Annotated in this window: 18 protein-coding genes and 1 other annotated feature; of the genes, 5 read left to right on the top strand and 13 right to left on the bottom strand. The window is 46.2% G+C overall.

Annotation, left to right across the window (positions count from 1 at the left end):
- From hisC to hisG, 3 genes are read right to left on the bottom strand one after another with little or no spacing between them, the layout of a single operon-like run.
- Nucleotides 1–1,056, bottom strand: a complete 1,056-nt coding sequence (gene hisC / locus EL341_RS10080) for a histidinol-phosphate transaminase (protein ID WP_047781255.1) — start codon at nt 1,054–1,056, stop codon at nt 1–3.
- Entirely contained in the window at nt 1,057–2,361 is a 1,305-nt protein-coding gene (gene hisD, locus EL341_RS10075) for a histidinol dehydrogenase (protein ID WP_074823509.1), read from the bottom strand.
- A gap of 5 nt (nt 2,362–2,366) precedes the next feature.
- The gene (hisG, locus tag EL341_RS10070) at nt 2,367–3,266 is read right to left on the bottom strand and encodes an ATP phosphoribosyltransferase (protein WP_047781253.1); all 900 of its coding nucleotides are present in this window, start codon (nt 3,264–3,266) and stop codon (nt 2,367–2,369) included.
- Between the two features lie 47 nt (nt 3,267–3,313).
- Nucleotides 3,314–3,440 (bottom strand) — a sequence feature (His leader region).
- Between the two features lie 278 nt (nt 3,441–3,718).
- Between hisG and EL341_RS10060 the strand changes: the two genes are divergently transcribed.
- Complete coding sequence (locus EL341_RS10060; RefSeq protein ID WP_074823506.1) at nt 3,719–4,546, top strand: SDR family oxidoreductase; 828 nt, start codon at nt 3,719–3,721, stop codon at nt 4,544–4,546.
- A 196-nt stretch (nt 4,547–4,742) separates the two neighbouring features.
- On the opposite strand, the gene EL341_RS10055 is transcribed toward EL341_RS10060, so the two are convergent.
- The 7 genes from EL341_RS10055 to yqhD all read right to left on the bottom strand — a co-directional run bounded on the left by EL341_RS10055 (nt 4,743) and on the right by yqhD (nt 11,773).
- Nucleotides 4,743–5,876, bottom strand: a complete 1,134-nt coding sequence (locus tag EL341_RS10055; protein WP_126466704.1) for an IS481 family transposase — start codon at nt 5,874–5,876, stop codon at nt 4,743–4,745.
- A gap of 342 nt (nt 5,877–6,218) precedes the next feature.
- Nucleotides 6,219–6,884, bottom strand: a complete 666-nt coding sequence (artM, locus tag EL341_RS10050) for an arginine ABC transporter permease ArtM (RefSeq protein WP_047781251.1) — start codon at nt 6,882–6,884, stop codon at nt 6,219–6,221.
- Entirely contained in the window at nt 6,884–7,588 is a 705-nt protein-coding gene (gene artQ / locus EL341_RS10045; RefSeq protein WP_074823504.1) for an arginine ABC transporter permease ArtQ, read from the bottom strand. Before artQ ends, artM begins: the two co-directional genes overlap by 1 nt.
- 11 nt (nt 7,589–7,599) lie before the next feature.
- Complete coding sequence (gene artJ, locus EL341_RS10040) at nt 7,600–8,331, bottom strand: arginine ABC transporter substrate-binding protein (protein ID WP_074823502.1); 732 nt, start codon at nt 8,329–8,331, stop codon at nt 7,600–7,602.
- Between the two features lie 18 nt (nt 8,332–8,349).
- Nucleotides 8,350–9,078, bottom strand: coding sequence for an arginine ABC transporter ATP-binding protein ArtP (gene artP / locus EL341_RS10035; RefSeq protein ID WP_047781248.1), 729 nt, complete (start codon nt 9,076–9,078; stop codon nt 8,350–8,352).
- 220 nt (nt 9,079–9,298) lie between these two features.
- Complete coding sequence (locus EL341_RS10030; RefSeq protein WP_047781247.1) at nt 9,299–9,889, bottom strand: phosphatase PAP2 family protein; 591 nt, start codon at nt 9,887–9,889, stop codon at nt 9,299–9,301.
- A 726-nt stretch (nt 9,890–10,615) separates the two neighbouring features.
- A complete protein-coding gene (gene yqhD, locus EL341_RS10025; RefSeq protein WP_047781246.1) occupies nt 10,616–11,773 on the bottom strand; it encodes an alcohol dehydrogenase in 1,158 nt (385 codons plus the stop codon).
- 351 nt (nt 11,774–12,124) lie between these two features.
- Here yqhD and EL341_RS10020 point away from each other — a divergent pair, with 351 nt between their 5' ends.
- From EL341_RS10020 to EL341_RS10005, 4 genes are all read left to right on the top strand, one after another.
- Entirely contained in the window at nt 12,125–12,337 is a 213-nt protein-coding gene (locus EL341_RS10020) for a YccJ family protein (protein WP_047781245.1), read from the top strand.
- 274 nt (nt 12,338–12,611) lie between these two features.
- Entirely contained in the window at nt 12,612–13,319 is a 708-nt protein-coding gene (locus EL341_RS10015; RefSeq protein ID WP_047781244.1) for a GntR family transcriptional regulator, read from the top strand.
- 6 nt (nt 13,320–13,325) lie between these two features.
- On the top strand, nt 13,326–14,315 hold the full coding sequence (locus EL341_RS10010) for a sugar phosphate isomerase/epimerase family protein (protein ID WP_074822078.1): 990 nt from the start codon (nt 13,326–13,328) through the stop codon (nt 14,313–14,315).
- A gap of 232 nt (nt 14,316–14,547) precedes the next feature.
- Entirely contained in the window at nt 14,548–15,807 is a 1,260-nt protein-coding gene (locus EL341_RS10005) for an MFS transporter (RefSeq protein ID WP_074822081.1), read from the top strand.
- Between the two features lie 70 nt (nt 15,808–15,877).
- Here EL341_RS10005 and ade read toward each other — a convergent pair whose 3' ends face one another.
- From ade to EL341_RS09990, 3 genes are all read right to left on the bottom strand, one after another.
- On the bottom strand, nt 15,878–17,611 hold the full coding sequence (gene ade, locus EL341_RS10000; protein WP_197723503.1) for an adenine deaminase: 1,734 nt from the start codon (nt 17,609–17,611) through the stop codon (nt 15,878–15,880).
- Between the two features lie 141 nt (nt 17,612–17,752).
- Nucleotides 17,753–19,561 (bottom strand): adenine deaminase, encoded by a 1,809-nt coding sequence (locus tag EL341_RS09995; protein ID WP_047781241.1) that lies wholly within the window; start codon nt 19,559–19,561, stop codon nt 17,753–17,755.
- Nucleotides 19,562–19,578: 17 nt separating this feature from the next.
- Complete coding sequence (locus tag EL341_RS09990) at nt 19,579–20,901, bottom strand: NCS2 family permease (protein WP_074822434.1); 1,323 nt, start codon at nt 20,899–20,901, stop codon at nt 19,579–19,581.
- Nucleotides 20,902–21,167: the final 266 nt, after the last annotated feature.

Raw genomic sequence — 21,167 nt, 5'->3', positions numbered from 1 at the left:
TTAAAGAGTTTTCAGGGCGTCGGTGACTGCGTCACACTCGCGTTGAGTACCGATAGAGATGCGCAGACATCCCGTCAGTCCCGGTTGTTTATTCTGATCTCTGAGTATAATGCCCTTATCCCAAAGCGCTTTAAAGGCTTGCTCGGAATTGGTCAGGTTAAACAGCAGATAGTTGGTTTCGCTTGGATAGACTCGGGTGACGGTGTTGCACTGAGCCAATGCGATGCTCAACTGGTCGCGACGGGCATTGAGCTCGGCTACGCGCTTACGCATGGTTGAAATTCCCTGCTCGCTTAATGCTTGTGCGGCGATATCGGCAACCGGCGTCGATAGCGGATAGGGGGCAATCACTTTCAGCAGTAAGTTAATAATCTCTTCACTGGCTAAGGTAAAGCCACAGCGTAATCCGGCCAGCGCAAAGGCTTTGGATAAGGTGCGCAAGACCACCAGATTAGGGTATTGGTTTAACCAAGACACCACACTGGCTTCAGGGCAAAACTCAATATAGGCCTCATCAACCACCACTAAAGCACGTCCGGCGGTCATCGTTAATAGTTCGCGGATATCATCTGGATTGATCAGATTGCCCGTTGGGTTGTTTGGACTGCAAACGTAAACCAGCTTTACGCGATCCAGTGAAGCTTTAATCGCCGGCAGATCCAACTGCCAGTCGCTTTTACTGGCGACGGTACGCCGTTCTACACCCAGTGTTTCAGCGCTGACGCTATACATCCCGTAAGTGGGAGGGCAATAGAGCACAGCATCTTTACCCGGTTCACAGAAAGCACGCATCAGCAGCTCAATGCCTTCATCGGCTCCGCGGCTGACGATCACTTGCTCAGGTTTAACACCGGCATAGGTGGCATAGCGTTGAATAACCTGAGTCGGCTGACATTCAGGATAACGGTTAAGATTCTGCTGAGTAAGCTGATATTGAGTGGCTTCCGGATACTCATTGGCGTTTAGCCAGACATCTCCATTACCGCCGATACGACGCGCTGACTGATAAGGCGTTAATTGTCTTACGTTGTCGCGGGCTAATTGTTCAATGCTCATTTACGCCTCCGGATTCAGTTGTTTCAGCTTGGCTACGCGCAGCGTAACGGCTTGTTTGTGGGCGGTCAGTTGTTCGGCTTGCGCCAGCGTCTCAATGGTGGGTGCCAGCGCCAGAAAACCGGTAGCGGACAGCTGTTGTACCGTCATCCGTTTTTGAAAATCTGCCATACCAAGGCTGGAATAGGTTGCGGTATAACCGTAGGTCGGCAACACGTGGTTAGTTCCGGAAGCGTAATCACCGGCCGATTCCGGTGACCAGTCTCCCAGAAAAACCGAACCAGCGCTGGTGATGCGTTCCATCAGCTCTTCCGGCTGGCGAGTCTGGATAATTAAGTGTTCTGGACCATATTGATTACTGATCTCAATACACTGCGCGATATCTCGGGTAACGATCAATCGACTTTCAGCCAGTGCCTGAAGAGCAATCTCTTTACGGGACAGTGTCGCCAATTGTTTTTCCAGCTCTTCGGATACTGCCTGAGCAATACCTTGATCCGGGGTTAAGAGAATAACCTGAGAGTCTGGGCCGTGTTCTGCCTGAGAAAGCAGGTCAGCAGCGATAAAAGCCGGGGTTGAGTCGCTATCTGCTATTACCAATACTTCTGATGGGCCAGCAGGCATATCAATCGCTGCACCGCCAATGGCCTGACTGACCTGACGCTTAGCTTCAGTAACGTAAGCATTGCCCGGTCCAAAAATCTTATCCACTTTAGGAATACTTTCACTGCCGAATGCCATTGCAGCAATGGCTTGCGCACCGCCTAATTGGAACACGTTATTGATGCCACAGAGTTTGGCGGCATACAGAATTTCATCGGCAATCGGCGGCGGTGAACACAGTATGACTTCACTACATCCGGCCAAGCGAGATGGAATACCTAACATCAGCACAGTGGACAACAGCGGAGCGGTACCGCCGGGAATATACAGACCAACGGATCTAATCGGACGAGTCACCTGTTGGCAGCGTACGCCGGGCTGGGTTTCAATATCAACAGCAGGAATAACCTGAGCCTGATGAAATGTTTCTATATTGCGAGCGGCAATGGCCATGGCCTGCTTAATATCATCATTCAGGCGACCACAGGCAGCGTCAATTTCTTCAGTGCTAACGCGAAGCTGTGTGGTTTGTACCTTATCAAATTTGGCGTTGAGTAATTGCAGAGCGTTATCGCCACCGGCTTTGACCTGTTCGATAATGTCACTGACCGCGGAGCTGATGCGATCGGAAGCATTAATGGCCGGGCGAGAGAGCAGCGCTGTTTGCTGCTCTTTGGTGCTTTTTTCCCAATAAGTCAGTTGCATGGCGATTACTCCATCATTTTTTCGATTGGTAACACCAGAATGGAACTGGCACCCAGCGATTTCAGCCTTTCCATGGTTTCCCAGAACAGGGTTTCGCTGCTGACCATGTGCATAGCGACGCGGTTTTTATCTCCTGCCAGTGGCAGAATGGTTGGGCGTTCAGCACCGGGCAGGAGGGCAATAATCTCTTCCAGACGCTCGCTGGGCGCGTGTAGCATAATGTATTTGGATTCACGCGCCTGAATGACGCCCTGCATGCGGGTCAGCAGTTTGTTAATCAGTTCCTGCTTATCGTCAGACATTTCGCCATCGCGCTGGATCAGAGAGGCTTTAGAGCGATAAATCACTTCAACTTCACGTAATCCGTTAGCCTCAAGGGTGGCGCCGGTAGAAACCAGATCGCAGATGGCATCGGATAAACCGGCGCGTGGGGCAACTTCAACCGAGCCGTTTAACAGACAGGATTTGAAGCGAACTTTTTGTTCATCCAGATAGCGTTTTAACAAGTGAGGATAAGAGGTGGCGATACGGCTATTTTGCAGGCTTTGTGGCCCGGTATATTCTGCGTCCAGTGGCATAGCGATGGAGAGACGACATCCACCAAAATCTAAACGGCGCAGGGTAATGTAACGCGGATCTTCACCTTGTGCCCGGCGGTTTAACAGCTCTTCTTCCAGCACGTTTTCGCCAATAATACCGAGGTCTACTACGCCGTCCATCACCAGACCGGGAATATCGTCATCGCGCACTCGTAAAATGTCGATAGGCATATTTTCAGCAAAGGCGATCAGGCGCTGCTGCTGAAGATTAATTTTGATACCGCAGCTGGCAAACAGTTTTTGTGACTCTTCACTTAAGCGGCCTGACTTCTGCATAGCGATGCGTAAACGGCTTCTATCTAACATGGTAATCCTCTTATTCTTTTAAAATTATTCTTATTAAGTCGGGGGCATTAAAAAAGCCCTCGGAAGGATTCTTCCGAGGGCTCTCTTTAAACTTTCTGTTTGCCACTGGAAGAATCGTAGATCGTCTTCCAGCACCAAAGGCCTGAAGACTAATCAGGGTGATGGTGATGATGGTGGTTAAACAGAACGTTATTCATGATGTATTGTGCCTTGAATCAGATAGTTTAATTTTTTGCTGCTGAGAGATAACCTACTCATTGTTCGAGGGAATGGCAACCCCTTTTTTAAATTATTATTGAATAATGATAGGCAGGATAAAAAACAGAGAAGATGATATTTCTCGAAGCCGTTTTATTCTGGAATTAAACGGGTGACAGGGCAGAATTTGGCTTATATTGTATATCGATAAGCGGGTAAACGAAGTTATATATTTTTAAATGGATTGAACGCATATGAAAAAGGTTTCGATCATCGGTTTAGGTTGGTTAGGTATGCCTCTGGCACTGTCTCTGATCAATCGGGGATATCAGGTAACGGGAAGTAAGACTACACCAGACGGTCTGGAAGCCGCCAGAATGTCAGGAATTGATGCTTATCAGTTGGTGATGAAGCCGATGCCGGAATGCGAAGCCGATGACTGGCAACAGTTGCTTGACTGTGATGTCTTGGTGATTACCTTACCCGCCAGCCGTCAACCTGAGCAGGCAGAAATCTATCGCCAATCGGTACAACTGTTGGTGGATAGTGTGCTTACCCAACACATTCCAAGGCTGATATTTATCAGCTCCACCTCCGTTTACGGTGAGGGAGAAGGGGAAGTGACTGAAGACGCCCCTCGTATGCCTGCGCGGGCTTCTGGCAAAGTGCTGGTGGATTTAGAGGATTGGCTGCATAACTTACCGAACCTACAGGTGGATATTTTGCGCCCGGCGGGATTGGTCGGGCCGGAACGCCATCCGGGACGTTTTCTTGCGGGAAAACAGGATTTACCGGGGGGGAATTGTGCGGTGAATTTAGTCCACCAAGAGGATGTGATCACCGCCATTGAATTGCTCTTGGCTCAGCCACAGGGTGGTCATATCTATAATTTATGTGCTCAGGTTCATCCACGTAAGCGGGATTACTATCCGGCCATGGCTAAAAAACTGGGCGTTGATGCACCGCAGTTTCTCGCAACCGATAATGATTCATTAGGCCGGGTGATTAATGGACAGCGGATTTGTCAGGAGCTAGGGTTTGAGTATCAGTTCAGGGATCCGATGTTAATGCCGTTTATATGATCTTAGTTTGAAGATTAGACAATATTTAATAATGTTAGTCAGTTAAGTTTAATAACAGCGAAAATTTCGTCCACTATCAGTACAGAGAATAAAATAGCATTAGCGAAAGTGGCCGAGCAAAGGGCGTTAGGGCGAACGCTGTATGGATTATAGACATAGGTAACAGGTGTTCGGAGACATGGGTTACACATTATTTCTAATCCAATGGCCTACGTAAGTCAATTTTGGCAATACGCTGGTGAGTAAAATAGATATCTCTTTCATACTCATCAGCGGTTTCTTTTACCAGGACCGGATATCCCCAGAATGCATTGCTGACCAAATATCTCTTACCATAGAGACAGATGTGTCCATTCATTTGAACCTTTCTCACCACCAGCCCTTCATCATATTCTATTGCAGGCAATGTCTCAGGATAAGCACGCTGACTGATTTGATAACGCGAGATTGGTACCTCCAGTGATAAGGCATCGTGAGGCCGTTTGCAGTTATAAATTCGTCGCCAGCTATCAAAAGCCGTCTGGCATTGTCTCATTTCACTAAATGCCCGATTATTTAATACTTCCGCTTTTAAAGAACGATGAAAACGTTCGTCTTTACCTTGTGTCTGAGGATGATGAGGGCGTGAATGGGACACTCGTATTCCAAGATGAATTAACCAGGCACTTAAACGTGTAAAGCGGTAATGTGCTCGGGAAACTCCCCACGGTGCCCCATTATCCATTGTCATAGCAACGGGCAAGCCGTAATGGCGGAATACATCAATCAGAACGGGTTTAACATCGTCATGTGACTCGCCCTGACAACCTCGTAAACACAGTGAAAAACGAGAGTGGTCATCAAGAATAGTCAGTGGAAAGCAGCGCTGATTGCTGACATAGAACCACCCCTTAAAATCCATTTGCCACAAGTCATTGGGGTGAGGATGTTCAAAGCGCTGCCAGTGTTGAGCCTGTAGGGAAGCCTGAGGCTCAATGAGGTGATGACGCTTCAATATAGCGGCAACGGTGGCAACGGCAGGGACGCTTTCTCCTTTATTTTCCAGATATCGTTTGAGCTTTCTGGGTCCCCAGGCGGGATAACGTTGACGTAGCGTTATCAGCTTGAGTTCAACATCATCGGCGGTTTTGGAGGGTGAAGACAAGGGCTTACGTGAACGTTCAGCTAATCCCGGGAGACCTTGTTGCTGGTAACGAGAGAGCCATTTATAAGCCGTCTTCCGACTAATAGAGAATCGCCGTGCCAACTCAGAGATATTCGCCCCGGGTAAAGTGGCCAGAGTAACAAACTCTTCTTTTAAAGACATGATGGTAACCTCATTCCACGGCATATAACTCTCCTTAGTATGGAATAGTGATATGCCGATAATGGAACAACAAAACGTAAAAGCACCAGCGATTACGTTCTAAAAAGTGTTACCTATGTCCCTGAACACCTGTTACCTATGTCCCCAGTCCATACAGAACGCCCTCTGCACTCCCGCGCCTTCGCCCCCGAATTCAGGCCGCCTACCGGCGACTTCCCTCCGCTTTCGTTCGGGTTAACGCACCGGCGCTGATTCGTTCCCGACGAAGCAGCGCCTCGTCCAGCATCCTTGCTGGACGTGCTCCCTCACTCAGTTGTCGGCTGAATTCCAGCGCTCAATAAGCAGGGCAAAGATAAAACTTCTTTATCAACGTTGCTCAAACGCCAGCGCTTTTCTCTCAATCATACGCATCATCAGCGTTAGCAAGCCATTAACGCACAGATAGATGATCCCCGCAGCGCCATACACCATCACATCATAGGTACGACCGTACATCAGTTGGCTGTAGCCCATAACTTCCATTAGGGTAATGGTATAGGCCAATGAGGTACTCTTAAACACCAGAACCACTTCATTGGAATAGGATGACAGCGCGCGTTTAAAGGCATAAGGCAACAGGATCCGCAGGGTTTGGCCTTTGGACATACCCAATGCGGCGCAGGATTGCCATTGTCCGGAAGGAATAGCGCGTACCGCCCCGTGAAATAGCAAGGTGGAGTAAGCCGCACTGTTTAATGCCAGCGCTATCATGGCGCAGAGCCAAGGCTGCGACAGTAAATCCCACAATATGGGGAATTGCTTAATGCTATCGAATTGACCGGGCCCGTAGTAAATCAGGAAGATTTGTACCAGTAATGGGGTGCCGGTAAACAAGGTGATATAGCCTTTAACTATCCAGTTTATCACTGGGGTTTTCAGGGTCAGAATCACGGTGAATAGCAGTGCCAGCACCAGAGCAACAATGAGCGATACGGCGGTGAGGCTCAGGCTGGTATGCAGCCCTTTCAGAACGTCAGGCAAATACTGAAACATTATGATGCCTCCCGTTCAAAGCGCGTCGTATGTCGTTCAATGCGGGAGAGGATATATTGGCTTATTAGCGTAATTGCCAGATAAACCAGCGCCGCAATCATAAACCAGGTAAAGGGTTCCTGCGTACGGATGGCAATGCTTTTAGTTTGTAGCATCAGATCGTTTACGCTGATTAAAGAGACCAGTGCGGTATCTTTTAGTAACACTAACCACTGATTTCCCAAGCCCGGAAGAGCATGACGCCACATTTGAGGCATGATCAGGCGAAAGAAAATGGCGGATTTGCTAATACCAAGCGCCTGACCCGCTTCCCATTGACCACGCGGTACTGCTTTTAAGGCACCGCGTAGGGTTTGAGAACCATAAGCGGCATAAAGCAGAGAAAGGGCTATCACACCGCACAGGAATGGGCTGACGTCAAAGTTATCAATTTGCAACTGAATGGTCAGGCCGAAAAGGGTGAAGCCATCCGCCAGCGTCATCAATAATTGTGAAGCGCCGAAATAGATAAATAACACCACCAGAATTTCCGGCAAGCCACGAAATATCATGACGATAAGCGTGGCGATATAGCTGAAAAGCTTTAGGCGAGATGACTCCCAGACAGCAAACAGCATAGCCAGTATCAGGCCAAGTATCAGAGAGCAAACGGCAAGGCCGACGGTCATACCGGCGGCGCTTGCTAAAGGTAGAATTTCATTCATTGCTGATAGGATTATTTCTGGAACCATTTATCGTAGATAGCTTTGTAAGTGCCATCTTGTTTGATTTTTTCCAGCGCGGCGTTCATTTTATCGCGCAGGTCAGTATTCTTCTGGTTCAAAGCAATGGCAAAACCGGTACCGAAGTAGGCATTGTCAGTGACTTTCTCGCCAACGCTGGCTAAATCGTCATTCTTCTTCAACCATTCAGCGACGACAGCGGTATCGCCAAATACTGCGTTGATGCGGCCGCTTTTTAGATCAAGAATCGCATTTTGATAGCTGTCATAAGCTACTGGTTTAATGTCAGTATGCTTTTCCAGCAGATATTTCTGATGGGTGCTACCGTTCTGCATTCCCACTTTTTGGCCTTTCAGCGCAGCAAGATCGGCAACCTTACCTTTCATAGCGATAAACTGAGCGGAGTTATCATAATAGGTATTGGTAAAGGTAACCTGTTGCTGACGCTCAGGGGTGACATCCATCGCGGCAATGGCAGCCTCAAAACGACGGAATTTCAGTCCTGGGACTAAACTGTCAAAGCTCTGATTTGAAAAAGTACATTCAGCTTTGATCTCTTTACAGAGGGCGTTAGCCAGATCGATATCAAATCCTTGAATTTGGTTATTCGCATCAATAAATTCAAACGGAGGATAGGATGCTTCAGTAGCAAAACGGATTTTTTCTGCCGCCGCTGCAGAAAGACTGATGCTAGCAAGCAAAGTAGCGACCAATAGTTTTTTCATGTCTAACTCCGGACAAATTTAATGAGAAAGGTAACCAGCAAACGCTTGGGTTTGGGGTTGAGTAAACGACTGAGCATCGCCGTATTCTACTACGCGCCCTTGTTCCATATAAACCACACGACTGGCGGTCTTTTTGGCAAATTCGACTTCATGCGTCACGATAACCTGAGTAATACCGGTATCGGAGAGTTCATGAATAATATTTACCACTTGAGCAGTAATTTCTGGATCCAATGCTGCGGTAGGTTCATCAAACAGCAGAATTTTCGGCTCCATCATCAACGCTCTGGCAATCGCCACACGCTGCTGCTGGCCACCGGAAAGATGCAGAGGAAAACGCGAGTGAAACTCTTTGAGGCGCAAACGGGTTAACAGTTTTTCGGCTCTGGCGATCGCTTCTTCTTTGGATAGACCTAAGACTCGGCAAGGCGCTTCAATAAGATTCTGCATCACCGTTAAATGAGGCCACAGATTATATTGCTGAAAGACCATACCAACATTGCGGCGCAGTTCACGGATCGCATCTTCTGCTGGTGGATGACTAAAATCAAAGGTATTGCCTGCAATGGCAAGCTGACCCGAACGGGGCATTTCCAACAGGTTCAATACTCTGATTAGGGAACTTTTACCCGCGCCGCTAGGGCCGAGTAATACTAGGGTTTCTCCATCCGGGCAGTCTAATGTGATATCAAACAGTGCCTGATGGTTACCGTAGAAGCAATTTATAGCGTTTAAATGAATACTCATGCGTCATTATTGAATAGTAATGAATGCGGTAATGGTAACGTCGACCGGATAGGGATGCAATCAAAGCCTTATAAATTTTACAATAACTTCGTCGTTAGACGATAAAGATCAAACGCATTGTTTAGCTTAATCGGGTGAGTTTAGTGAATATGACTTAGGGAGAGGGAAAGCTAGCAAAGCGATAGCCGACCACTTAAGTGGTCGGTTATAAGCTGAAATATCAAAGAATTGCGCAGTAAACTTCGTAAGCCGCCCAGCCTAATGCCGCGCCGGCAGGTAAATCGATAATGTAGTGCTGCTTGGTAAACATACAGGAAAGCGCAATCAGTACCGGGAATGCGAATACCCAAGGTCCCAGAGTGCTATAAGCCAGCAGTGCGGTCAGTGTGGCAACGGAAACGTGCATGCTCGGGAAACAGTTGGATGAGTCATCAAACTTCTGGACATATTGCAGGAATTTTTCAGACCAGGTTTTACCGGTATTCATGGTACGCCAATGGGTTGGGGTCGATACCGGAAACAGCATAAAAAACATCATTTGCATGACTAACAGCACGATGTAGCTAAAAACAATCATGATGAAGTGACGGGAATCTTCAACAATCCAATTGATATAAAGGATTGCTGGATAATAGAGAAAGCTATATATCCATGACCAGGAAGGCCAGAAGGGGATTTTTTCATCAATAGGTGATTTGAACTCGCGAACTTTGGTAAGCGTATTGCGTTGGGTAAAGAAGTAAAACTGATAAACTCCGACAATCAGAATACCGCTTAAAATAAGATTGATAACGTAATCTATAGGACTCACAGGTTATTCCCTTAACTGATTAAATATTTAACATCGTTGTATTGATTAATAATTCGGGAAGATAATATATAAATAACCAAGATTTGTGTATCGATCTGCCGGGATAAAATGCAAAAAGAAGAGGTTATTTGTATCAAACTGTGAAAAATATTTATATTAACAAATGGTTAATAACTTGTTTTCATTGTCAGCAGACTGTTTTATTTCCTACGGTGAGATTTTAAATTCTCAATATATAAATACCCTTTTGCGCGGAGAAAAATAATAGATTCGCCATTCTACTTGTGTGGGGGATCAATTTATTGATTGTTTTCACCAAATCGGTGTTTAGGTTTATGGCGGTAGAATGATGAAGATGTTGGTGTTAAAAACGTTTAGTTAAGGTTAATAGCGGCGAAAGTTTCGTCCACTATCAGTACGGAGAATAAATTAACGTTGGTGCACGTGGCCGAGCAAAGGGCGTTAGGGCGAACGCCCTCTGCACACCCGCGCCTTCGCCCCCGAATCCAGGTCGCCTACGGCGACTTCCCTCCACTATCAATAAGGCTTAACGTACCGGCATAGACCCGCTCCCGGCGGCGCTATGCCTCTCGCAGCATCCATGCTGCTCGTACTGCCTTATTGCCAGTGTCGGCTGAATTCCAGCGCTCAATAACAAAGGGCCGAAATAAAGTCATCCTGAGGCTACCGAGATGTTGGCCTTTTTTATTAAAGATCAACCCATCCTTAGCGTGCTGATTCGTAAATTTTCTGACTGTCCGCCAGCGTAATATCACGGTGCTCACCCAGTTTGGTCATTCCATGTTCTTCCAGTTTTTTGATCAGGTCTGGAATGGTGCTGCCGTCTAACTGGTAATCAGACAGGCGGGTTGGTGCGCCCATTTGCTGGAAGAATTGCTCGGTGGCTTTAATGGCGGCCTCAATACGCTGGTCTTCCGTACCGGTATCAATTCCCCAAATGCGATCGGCATATTGCAGGAGTTTTTGCCATTTTTGCGCTTTTCTGGCGCGCATCACCGCAGGCAGAATAATGGCCAGCGTTTGTGCGTGGTCTAAACCGTGCATGGCGGTGAGCTCATGGCCTAACATATGGGTGGTCCAGTCTTGAGGTACACCGGCACCGATTAAACCGTTAAGTGCCATGGTGGCACACCACATAATATTGGCGCGTACCGCATAGTTTTCCGGCTCTTTTAACGCTTTTGGGCCTTCCTCGATCAGCGTTAACAGTAAACCTTCAGAAAAACGGTCCTGTACTTTGGCATCTACCGGGTAAGTTAAATACTGCTCCATGGTGTGAATAAAGGCATCGATAACGCCGTTAGCCACTTGACGCGGAGGTAAGGTATAAGTGGTTACCGGATCGAGAATAGCGAACTTTGGTAACACCAGTGGGGAGCCGAAGGCTTGCTTATCGCCGGTTTCTCGACGGCTGATTACCGCACCCATATTCATTTCTGACCCGGTAGCCGGTAAGGTTAAGACTGAACCGATGGGCAGAGCTTGAGTGATTTTTTTACCACCGCTGGTGACGATATCCCAAGTGTCACCGGCATAATCTGCCGCTGCGGCAATAAATTTGGTACCGTCTAATACTGAGCCACCGCCAACGGCCAGCAGAAAATCGATTTTGTTATTATGAACCACCTCCACGGCCTGCATTAGGGTTTCATACGTAGGGTTAGGCTCAATTCCGCCAAATTCAAACAGGGTATAGCCCTTTAGCGCCTGATGAACCTGATCTAAAACACCATTACGTTTTATGCTGCCGCCACCGTAGGTAATCAGCACTCGTGCATCGGCGGGAATGACGCTTGGCAGTTGGGCAATTTGCCCCTGACCAAACAGGACTTGTGTTGCGAGATGAAGGCTAAAGTTATTCATAGCAATAGATCCTGAGGATAAAATTTCGGATAGGAGAGCATCGTTAAAACCGGTGCGTTAACGAAGCGTTTTATAAACGGTTCTCAAACAGATTGAGTTTCCAATTTACGCCTTTAACTCTGGATAGTCGATGATAAAAGGAAGGGGGGAGTCAGCTTGGCCTGGATGGCTGCTAAATTGCGGATTTCAATCATTGATACGGTTTTTAGCAATAAAAAGAATGAAAGTTAGACGGGAGGGAAAAGTGGTTTTTTGAGATATTTAAATAATATTTACGTGCAAAATTACCTGTCACGGCGATACTCTAATAAAGGAGTTATCACAGCTTCATAAAACCATTTGGAGATAACAATGCATAAGTTAAGAATAAAAGAATGGGCCAGAATTCGTGAAACATCGGTAGAGATTGCCGAAGCCATTTTTCAACTGGCGGATAATGATGAAGTGAAGGCTCAGCAAATCTGGGACGAAGGTTGCGATGAAGTTCTGCCCATTGCATTTAGTAAAACGGACGCCGATATCCTTTATTGGGGTGAAGAGTCGATTGAGCGTAAGAACGTCTAGTGATGTTGCATCGCAGCTAAATAGATTGTGTTATCACTCTAATGGCTACTGGCTGTATTGGTAGCCATTAATACCACAGACCTGCCAATAATTAATTTACTCACACATGTTCATCTTCATGAAAATATATTTGCCATAGTCTGAGCCTTTCCTCAAAGGTTCTGCGAGCAATATCACAAATATCCTCTCAATTATAACGAACTCATTGCTTCTTTTTAGCGATAAGAACTACCATTTATCATCTGGTTTAAACCAAAAGGGATAACCCAATCTTATGGATAACGTATCAACGGTAGAAGTAGCTAAAGAAAAACTGGATCGATGGCTACAGAATGGCACGATTATCGCTGGAGCAAAGCTCCCCTCGGAAAGAGAGTTGGAAGAGTTATTAGGGGTTAAAAGAATGACTCTGCGTCAGGCTTTACTTAACCTTGAGTCGGAATCCAAAATCTTTCGTAAGGATAGAAAAGGTTGGTTCGTTGCCCTACCTCGCTTTATCTATAACCCGAAATCCTCTGCAAGTTTCAAACTTGCTGCCTTAGAACAAGGAAGAGAGCCATCTTGGGATTTTATTGAAAAAAGCTTGGTGTCTAGCTATCCCGCGGTAGTTGAATCTCTGCTTGAGGAAGGAGATTCTGGTGAGCTTTATCGAATCACCGGATGGGGGGCGTTAGATAACCATAAAGTGTTTTATCACGAAACCTTTATCAATCCCCGTATCGCTCAGGGATTTATTGATAAATTAGGTCATGACTCTTTTTCTCATTTATGGGAGGAGGAATATAAAAAGAAAATAGTGACTCAACGATTGGCTTTTAGACCCATTAGAATGTCTGGTGATGTGTGCAAAATAATAGGTGGCTCCGTTGGCACGCCAGCAATTTTAGTGGAGAAATATCGAGCCGATAGCAATAAAAATATTATTCAGATAGATATTGAATACTGGCGTTTCGAGTCAGTAGACTTTCTTATTAACCTCTAGGGGAAAATTATGACTAGGGATGAAGCCAATAAAATTATCCAGCGTGTAGATAATTTACCGCTCTATTTGCATGCCTATGCTTATCATTTAAATATGCGCGTAGAGAATATTTTACCTGCTGATTTATTGGATATTGCTTATGAACAGAAATTAACCGGAGTAAAAATTCACGTTTTAGACGGTGAAACCCGTGCTTTAGGTCAATTAGACGACGCTGAACTCGCATTATTCCGTTTAAAGGCAGAGAAATTAAAGTTAGATATTCATATTGAAACCAGCTCATCAGAACAAAAATATATCGATCAAGCGGTCAGGATTGCAGAACAGGTCAAAGCCTCTTCAGTCAGGTTTTACCCAAGATATGAAGGGCCTTTACAAGAGGTTATTGCCAAGATTGATGCCGATATTCAATATATTAAAAACAACTATTCTCAATCGGGATTAACGTTCACCATCGAGCAACATGAAGATTTAAAAGGCATTGAATTGGTTGATATCGTTAAGCGTAGCGATATGGCATCCCTGTCTATTCTGTTTGATTTCGCCAATATGATTAATGCCAATGAAGAGCCGCTGGATGCGCTTGATGACATGAAAGACTGGGTCACTCAGGTACATATTAAAGATGCATTAATTATTCCTGAAGGGAATGGGAAAGGGCATAAAGCCTGTGCTTCTGGGGCGGGTGATATGCCATTTAAGCAGCTGTTAACTAAGTTAATATGTCTGGGTGATGAGCAACCACAGGTGATTGCTTATGGTCTGGAAGAAGAGGTGGATTACTATGCGCCAGCTTTTCGCTTTACAGGGGAAGATGATAATCCTTGGATCCCTTGGCGCGAAATGAGTGAAACGCCGTTGCCAACGGAAAAACTGACGCAACGACTGGCTCAGGAACGTGAGGATGCATTGAAACAGATCGATTTTGTACGCAGTACATTACAAGAAATAAAGCGTGATGCGCTATTAACCCTTGAACAAGAGAATCAGATTTAATTAAGTGATCTATGTCATCATTTATTAAAAAATAGCTATCTTGACAATATCAGTGAGTGTTTTTATGTAATTAATTTTTATCACCCATCATTAGGTTTATGGTTATTTTAAATAATTAATATATTGGCCTGTTAATCATGGCTAAGGGGCATCTTTATTTTAAAACTTAAACCATGAAATGTATTTTTATATCCGAACTGTTTTAAATGCTCTAAAAATAAAGGGTTAAACTATGTTAACTAAAAAGAAGTGGGCAATATTTAGTTTGTTAACACTCTGCGGCGGTACTATTTATAAGCTGCCTTCGTTAAAAGATGCTTTCTATATTCCAATGCAGGAGTATTTTCATTTAACGAATGGACAGATTGGTAATGCCATGTCCGTTAACTCCATCGTGACCACCATAGGATTTTTCCTGTCTATCTACTTTGCAGATAAACTGCCAAGAAAATACACGATGTCATTCTCGTTGATCGCCACGGGTCTCCTTGGTATTTACCTATCGACCATGCCAGGCTATTGGGGCATCCTTTTTGTGTGGGCGCTATTTGGCGTAACCTGCGATATGTTGAACTGGCCGGTACTGTTAAAGTCGATTAGTTTGTTAGGTGATAGTAACCAACAAGGGCGGTTGTTTGGCTTCTTTGAGACCGGGCGAGGCGTTGTTGATACGGTGGTTGCTTTCTCCGCGCTTGGATTATTCGCCTATTACGGCAGTGGGTTATTAGGTTTTAAAGCGGGAATTTGGTTTTATTCCGGTATAGCGATTCTGGTCGGGATTTTTATTCCTTTAGTGCTGGATGATAAGAGTGATAATCAAAAAGAATCAACGGATAAACCCGCTCAAAAGAATAATAATCGTATTTCTGCGGTATTAAAAAATAAGACGGTATGGATGATTGCGTTTAACGTATTTTTTGTTTACGCCGTTTATTGTGGTTTAACGTTCTTTATTCCATTCTTGAAAAACATCTATGCTCTGCCAATCGCCTTAGTTGGAGCGTATGGCATCATCAACCAATACTGCTTAAAAATGATTGGTGGACCGATTGGTGGAATCATTTCCGATAAGATTTTGAAGTCCCCGAGTAAGTTCCTTTGTTACTCTTTTATTATTAGTGTTGTGGTCTTAATTCTGTTGATTGTTTTACCTCATGAGCAGATGCCGGTTTATTTAGGTATGGTTTGTACGCTGGGCTTTGGCGCCATTGTGTTTACTCAACGAGCGGTATTTTTTGCGCCAATTGGGGAAGCTAAAATAGGTGAGGAATATACGGGATCGGCCATGGCATTGGGCAGCTTTATTGGTTATGCGCCGGCAATGTTCTGCTTCAGCTTGTATGGGCATATTCTGGATTCTAATCCAGGTATTCTGGGCTATAAAATTGTGTTTGGAATTATGGCTGCTTTTGCATTCTGTGGGGTGCTGGTGTCTGTTGCGTTAGTGAAGAATATTTATAAAAACAGAGAGGCGACGCCAGTAGCATCATAAAGAGGAATAAACCGTCATAGCAAAGCGTTCTGCTATGACGGTTTGATTTTATATCACCGGAGTAACGTACTTAAACGCAAACCTCAACCGGCTGGAATTTCACCACATCAAAGAGTCCGGTGGAAGTCAGTTTCAGCGTTGGGATTACCGGCAATGTCATAAATACCAACGTCATTAGCGGCTGAATATTTTCATTGATATGGAATTCAGCGTGAGCCAACTTCAGCATATGTTCGATTTGTTCAGCCACTTCCTGAGCACTCTTATCTGACATTAAACCACCAACCGGCAATGGCAGATGGGCCAGAATTTTGCCTTCACGGCATAGGGTAAAGCCACCGCCCATCGCTTCAACATCTTTAACCGCAGTCAGCATATCCGCATCATTATCGCCCACGACCACAATATTGTGGGAGTCGTGTGCAACGGAAATCGCAATTGCGCCACCTTGTAAACCATAGTTAGCTAGTACGCCAAGACCCATATTGCCGGTAGCGTGATGGCGTTCTATAACGGCAAGCTTATTCAGACCAGGATTCAGCTGTGAAGTAAATAACCCTTGAGCGTCAGGGACGACGGGTAGCTCCAGATTTTGAGTAACGACGCTGCGTGGTTTCACACCAATGGCGCGTACTGTATTACTGGTTAGAGGCAGCTTAAAGTTATCCTCGGTTAGCGGTGCCAGACGCACGGTATTCCGCACGCTATCGGGAATAATGTTAGGGAGTTCAACCAGCATCTTACCGTCACGAGCAATCTCTTTGCCCGCAGTGAACACGTGTTTAGCGTTAAATTCTTCCAGATTATCAACAATCAGAATGTCAGCATCATAGCCCGGACCTAAAGCGCCTTTATGACGTAAACGGAAGCATTCCGCGGCGTTCAGGGTTGCCATGCTAATGGCCATTAATGGATCCAAACCGGCTTCAACCGCCAGACGCAGGCTCTTATTAATGTGGCCGGTAGACAGAATATCGGATGGCTCACGGTCATCGGTACACATGACACAGCGGCGGGAGTTGGCCGGGGTAATTTCTGGGATCAGATTAAGCAGGTCTTTACAGGTAGACCCTTCGCGCAGCAGGATATACATACCTAAACGCAGACGTTCCAGCATCTCTTCACGGCGGCTACATTCGTGATCGGTCATTACGCCACTCATCACATAGGCGGTGAGATCTTTACCTTTCATACCCGGACTATGGCCGTCAATCACCCGGTCATGACGGCGCGCCATCATGATTTTATTCATCATAGAAGGGGCGTGATTGATAACGCTCGGGTAGTCCATGACTTCGCCAAGGCCTAACACACCGTCATAATCGATAAGCTGTTCGAGGTCTTCTGCTTCCAGTATGGCTCCAGCCTGTTCAAACGGCGTGGCCGGAACGCAGGATGGCAGCATAACGCGAACGTTGAGCGGCAGATCGCGGGAAGAGTCCAACATATAACGAATGCCGTCCAGGCCGCAGACGTTAGCAATTTCGTGCGGGTCAGCAATAACGGTGGTAGTGCCGTGTGGCAGAATGCAACGGGCAAACTGCGGTGGAGTTAACGATGAGGATTCGATATGTACGTGTCCGTCAATCAAGCCTGGCATCACATAGCCACCTTTGGCATCCAGAATCTGTTTCGCCTGATAATCACCGCAACCAATAACCTTACCGCAACCGATAGCCAATGGGCCGTCCATCAAAGTTTGGTCAAATACGTTAACTACTTTACAGTTTATAATCAGCAGATCGGCTGGAATACGTCCGGCAGCCATATCAATCAATGTTGCCAACTGGGCTTTATCGCTCACTCTACACCTCGGATAATAACAATTTTATCCCCTTAACTTGTAAGGTTTTAAGGGGCTATAGAAATACCAAGCGGCACGAATAATGTGCCGCTGTTGTTGTTCAGTTTACTTGTGTAATAACCAATTCAAATCGAATCATCGCTATTCCGGCTTATGCAGTTTTCCGTGGCTGCAACCGCAGCGTAAAACCGGGTCAAAGGTTTTTTGCTGATGGAAGTCAATCACGCCTAAATCGGTAATCGCATAGTCAGGTATGGCAGTAATCTGTAAACAGCACATATAGAACAGCGGATCCGGTAGATCGCAGCCCAGCTCTCTGGCAAGTTGCAGTAGTTTCTCTTCTTCTGCCGCCATCAGTTCAGGCTCAAGGTCAGACACAATACCGCAGATTGGTAATGGTAAGAAACCAAGAATTTGTCCATCACGTACGATAACCTGTCCACCGCCATTCTCTGCCAGATGGTTAATGGCCATTGCCATATCTTCAGAGTTGGTGCCGATACAGATCACGTTGTTATCATCTGGGGCACAGGAACTGGCCATCGCACCGGCTTTCAGTTTCCAACCGGAGCAGAAACCAACGGCAGGTTTGGTGGTGGTTTTACCAAAGCGTTCAACGACTGTTGCATACAGTACGTCGTTAGCTATGTCAGGCATCACTACGCCATTAACTACGTCCAGCTCTACGTTACGGCCTTTACGGACAAACGGTACGTTAAAGTCAACGTCCAGCGATAGGGCGTGAACGCGCGTTGCATCCAGCGTGGTGCGAACTTTCATATCATCGGCTGATACCGGGTTTAGCTTCATGCTTTGCAGCAGCGTGGCGCTACGTACCGGCGGTTGCAGATCGTAAGCCATTTTACCTGCTTCTACGGTTAGCTTACCTTTGGCAATCACCGTATCTATTTCAAATTTGCACAGGTCTTCTACCAATAAAATATCGGCAAAGCGTCCCGGGGAGATTGAACCCACTAAATGATCGATACGATAAGCTTCAGCCGAGTTGATAGAACCCATCTGAATCGCAGTCATTGGATCAACGCCGCAGGAGATAGCCATGCGGATTAACTTGTCCATATGACCATTAGCCATAATATCGGAGGCAATAACGTCATCAGTACAGAAGCTGACGCGACGAGAAATACGTGGATTCAAATGGGTAACAATCTTCAGGTTTTCACGCATAAAGTGTGAAATGGAAGATTCACGAATCAGCACATACATCCCTTTACGGACTTTTTCCATCATCTCTTGATGATCATAGCTTTCGTGGTCAAGGCGTAGACCGGCACACAGCACGGAGTTCAGCTTTTTACCGCGGGTCATAGGGGCACAGCCGAATACCGGTAAGCGGTTCTCGCGCGCCAGCTCAATGGCTTTCATCACGTCGTCGTGCTGATTTTCAACAAACTCGGAAACCGTTTCCCATACGCCGAACACTTCAGGCCACTTCTGCACTTCACGGTGGGTTTCTGCGGTGACGTTAAAGCCGACGTTACTTTGCGGCAGTGTATAAGGAGTAATAAACGGTAGACCCCAGAATACTTTTAGTGGGCCCATATCGATTTCATCCAGCACTTCGCGGATGCCTTCCAGACCTGCGGTAACCACGTACTGATCCAGACCGGAAATAATACTGGTGGTACCATGAGGAACCACGGCCTTCGCGAAGCTGGTCATCGATAACTTGCTGCACTCAATATGCAGGTGACCATCGATTAGGCCAGGAACCAAATATTTTCCTTTGGCGTCAATGCGCTGAGTATTAGGGCCAATATATTCCGAAACATCACCGGTGGCGACGATCTGAGAACGATAAATAGCAACGTCAGCCTGATAGATTTCTGCTGAGTTTACGTTAACCAATTGGCCATTACAGATAACGAGATCTGCCGGAAACTTCGCCGCGCCGGCATCAATCATTTCACGCAAGTCTTCTTGTAACATCCCTAACACTCCAGTTTTTATAAAAAGATATAACGTCCGAGGAACAAAATAGTCATTACTGCGGTACAGGCGGAGATTTCACGCCAGCGCCCGGTGCCCAATTTCATAAATGAATACACCACGAAACCAGCGGCAATACCTTCAGTAATGGTGAAGCTAAATGGCATCATCACCGTAGCAACAAAAGCGGGAACGGCTTCGGTTAAATCATGCCAATCAATACGGGTTAAATCAGAAATCATCAGTACGCCGATATAGATCAGTGCACCGGCGGTCGCGTAGCCGGGTACCATTTCTGCCAGCGGAGAGAAGAAGATAGCCAGTAGAAATAACAGGCCAACGCCCACCGCCATCAGACCGGTACGACCACCAACGACCACGCCGGAAGTACTCTCGATATAGGCGGTAACCGCGGAGGTGCCCATATAAGCGCCTCCGACGGAGCTGATGCTGTCAATACACAAAGATTTCTGCTGGTTGGGGTAGCGGCCTTTCTCATCGGCGAGTCCGGCTCTATCGGTAACGGCAATTAACGTACCGGATGATTCAAACAGGTTAATCAGCATCACTGAAATAATGATACCGGCCAGCGTCATATTAAACGCACCGCTCAAATCAAGCTGACCAACGACCGGAGAGATATCCGGTGGGGTACTGAGAATACCGTTGTATTGAACGTCGCCCAATAACCAACCAATAAACGTCACTACGGCAAAGGAGATCAGCACCGCAGCATGTAGACCGCGATAGGCTAGAACAGCAATCAGTAAAAAGCCCAAACTACCCAACGCAAAAGGAATGGATTTAACATTACCGATAGTCACCATGGTGTCAGGGTTAGCAACCACAATTCCGGCGTTGTGCAGGCCAATCAGGGCAATTAATAGACCGCAACCGCTGCTGATACCAATGCGCAATGAAAGAGGGATATTGGAGACCATCCAGTAGCGTACGCGGAAAATGGACAGCAGAAAGAAACCTACCGCACCAAGAAAAACGATGGTCATGCCGGTTTGCCAAGCCAGTCCCATACCGGCAACCAATACGTAGGCAAAATAAGCATTGATTCCCATACCGGGCGCAACGGCGATTGGTAAATTGGCGATAACGCCCATCAGAATACAGCCGACGGCGGTGATAAGCGCCGTGGTGACGAATACGGCTTTCATATCCATACCAGCAGCGCCAAGAATCTGGGGATTAACGAAAATGACATACACCATGGTGATAAAGGTGGTGAAACTGGCAATCAGCTCGGTTTTCACCGTGGTACCGTGCTCTTCAAGCTTAAAAATTCGCTGTAGTAGCGAACGTTTAGCAATGGATGCAGTATCAGCAATATCAGTCACTTCGTTTCTCCATAGACTGAAACATCATTGAGTGCTAATCCTTTGAAATTTCATAAAGTTCAAAAACCAAAAAGCCGCTACACAAAGTGTAGCGGCACAACCGTATCGGTAAGGAATTTTATAAATTAGGATCTAGCGCTTAAAGCGGTCTGGACACAGACCGTCATTTTGTTGCGCCTATCATAGCAACCGATTGCCTAAGATTGCAAACGTTTGCTTATAATTTTTGAGATCTTGATGCTATTTCACTCATATCG

The organism is Pragia fontium (assembly GCF_900638655.1).
GTDB classification, from domain to species: domain Bacteria; phylum Pseudomonadota; class Gammaproteobacteria; order Enterobacterales; family Enterobacteriaceae; genus Pragia; species Pragia fontium.
This window is presented reverse-complemented; position numbering and strand designations above follow the sequence as displayed.

Bases quoted from the DNA above. Each gene is read 5' to 3' on its own strand.
- hisC (WP_047781255.1), bottom strand. From the start codon at position 1,056: ATGAGCATTGAACAATTAGCCCGCGACAACGTAAGACAATTAACGCCT.
- hisD (WP_074823509.1), bottom strand. From the start codon at position 2,361: ATGCAACTGACTTATTGGGAAAAAAGCACCAAAGAGCAGCAAACAGCG.
- hisG (WP_047781253.1), bottom strand. From the start codon at position 3,266: ATGTTAGATAGAAGCCGTTTACGCATCGCTATGCAGAAGTCAGGCCGC.
- EL341_RS10060 (WP_074823506.1), top strand. From the start codon at position 3,719: ATGAAAAAGGTTTCGATCATCGGTTTAGGTTGGTTAGGTATGCCTCTG.
- EL341_RS10055 (WP_126466704.1), bottom strand. From the start codon at position 5,876: ATGCCGTGGAATGAGGTTACCATCATGTCTTTAAAAGAAGAGTTTGTT.
- artM (WP_047781251.1), bottom strand. From the start codon at position 6,884: ATGTTTCAGTATTTGCCTGACGTTCTGAAAGGGCTGCATACCAGCCTG.
- artQ (WP_074823504.1), bottom strand. From the start codon at position 7,588: ATGAATGAAATTCTACCTTTAGCAAGCGCCGCCGGTATGACCGTCGGC.
- artJ (WP_074823502.1), bottom strand. From the start codon at position 8,331: ATGAAAAAACTATTGGTCGCTACTTTGCTTGCTAGCATCAGTCTTTCT.
- artP (WP_047781248.1), bottom strand. From the start codon at position 9,078: ATGAGTATTCATTTAAACGCTATAAATTGCTTCTACGGTAACCATCAG.
- yqhD (WP_047781246.1), bottom strand. From the start codon at position 11,773: ATGAATAACTTTAGCCTTCATCTCGCAACACAAGTCCTGTTTGGTCAG.
- EL341_RS10020 (WP_047781245.1), top strand. From the start codon at position 12,125: ATGCATAAGTTAAGAATAAAAGAATGGGCCAGAATTCGTGAAACATCG.
- EL341_RS10015 (WP_047781244.1), top strand. From the start codon at position 12,612: ATGGATAACGTATCAACGGTAGAAGTAGCTAAAGAAAAACTGGATCGA.
- EL341_RS10005 (WP_074822081.1), top strand. From the start codon at position 14,548: ATGTTAACTAAAAAGAAGTGGGCAATATTTAGTTTGTTAACACTCTGC.
- EL341_RS09995 (WP_047781241.1), bottom strand. From the start codon at position 19,561: ATGTTACAAGAAGACTTGCGTGAAATGATTGATGCCGGCGCGGCGAAG.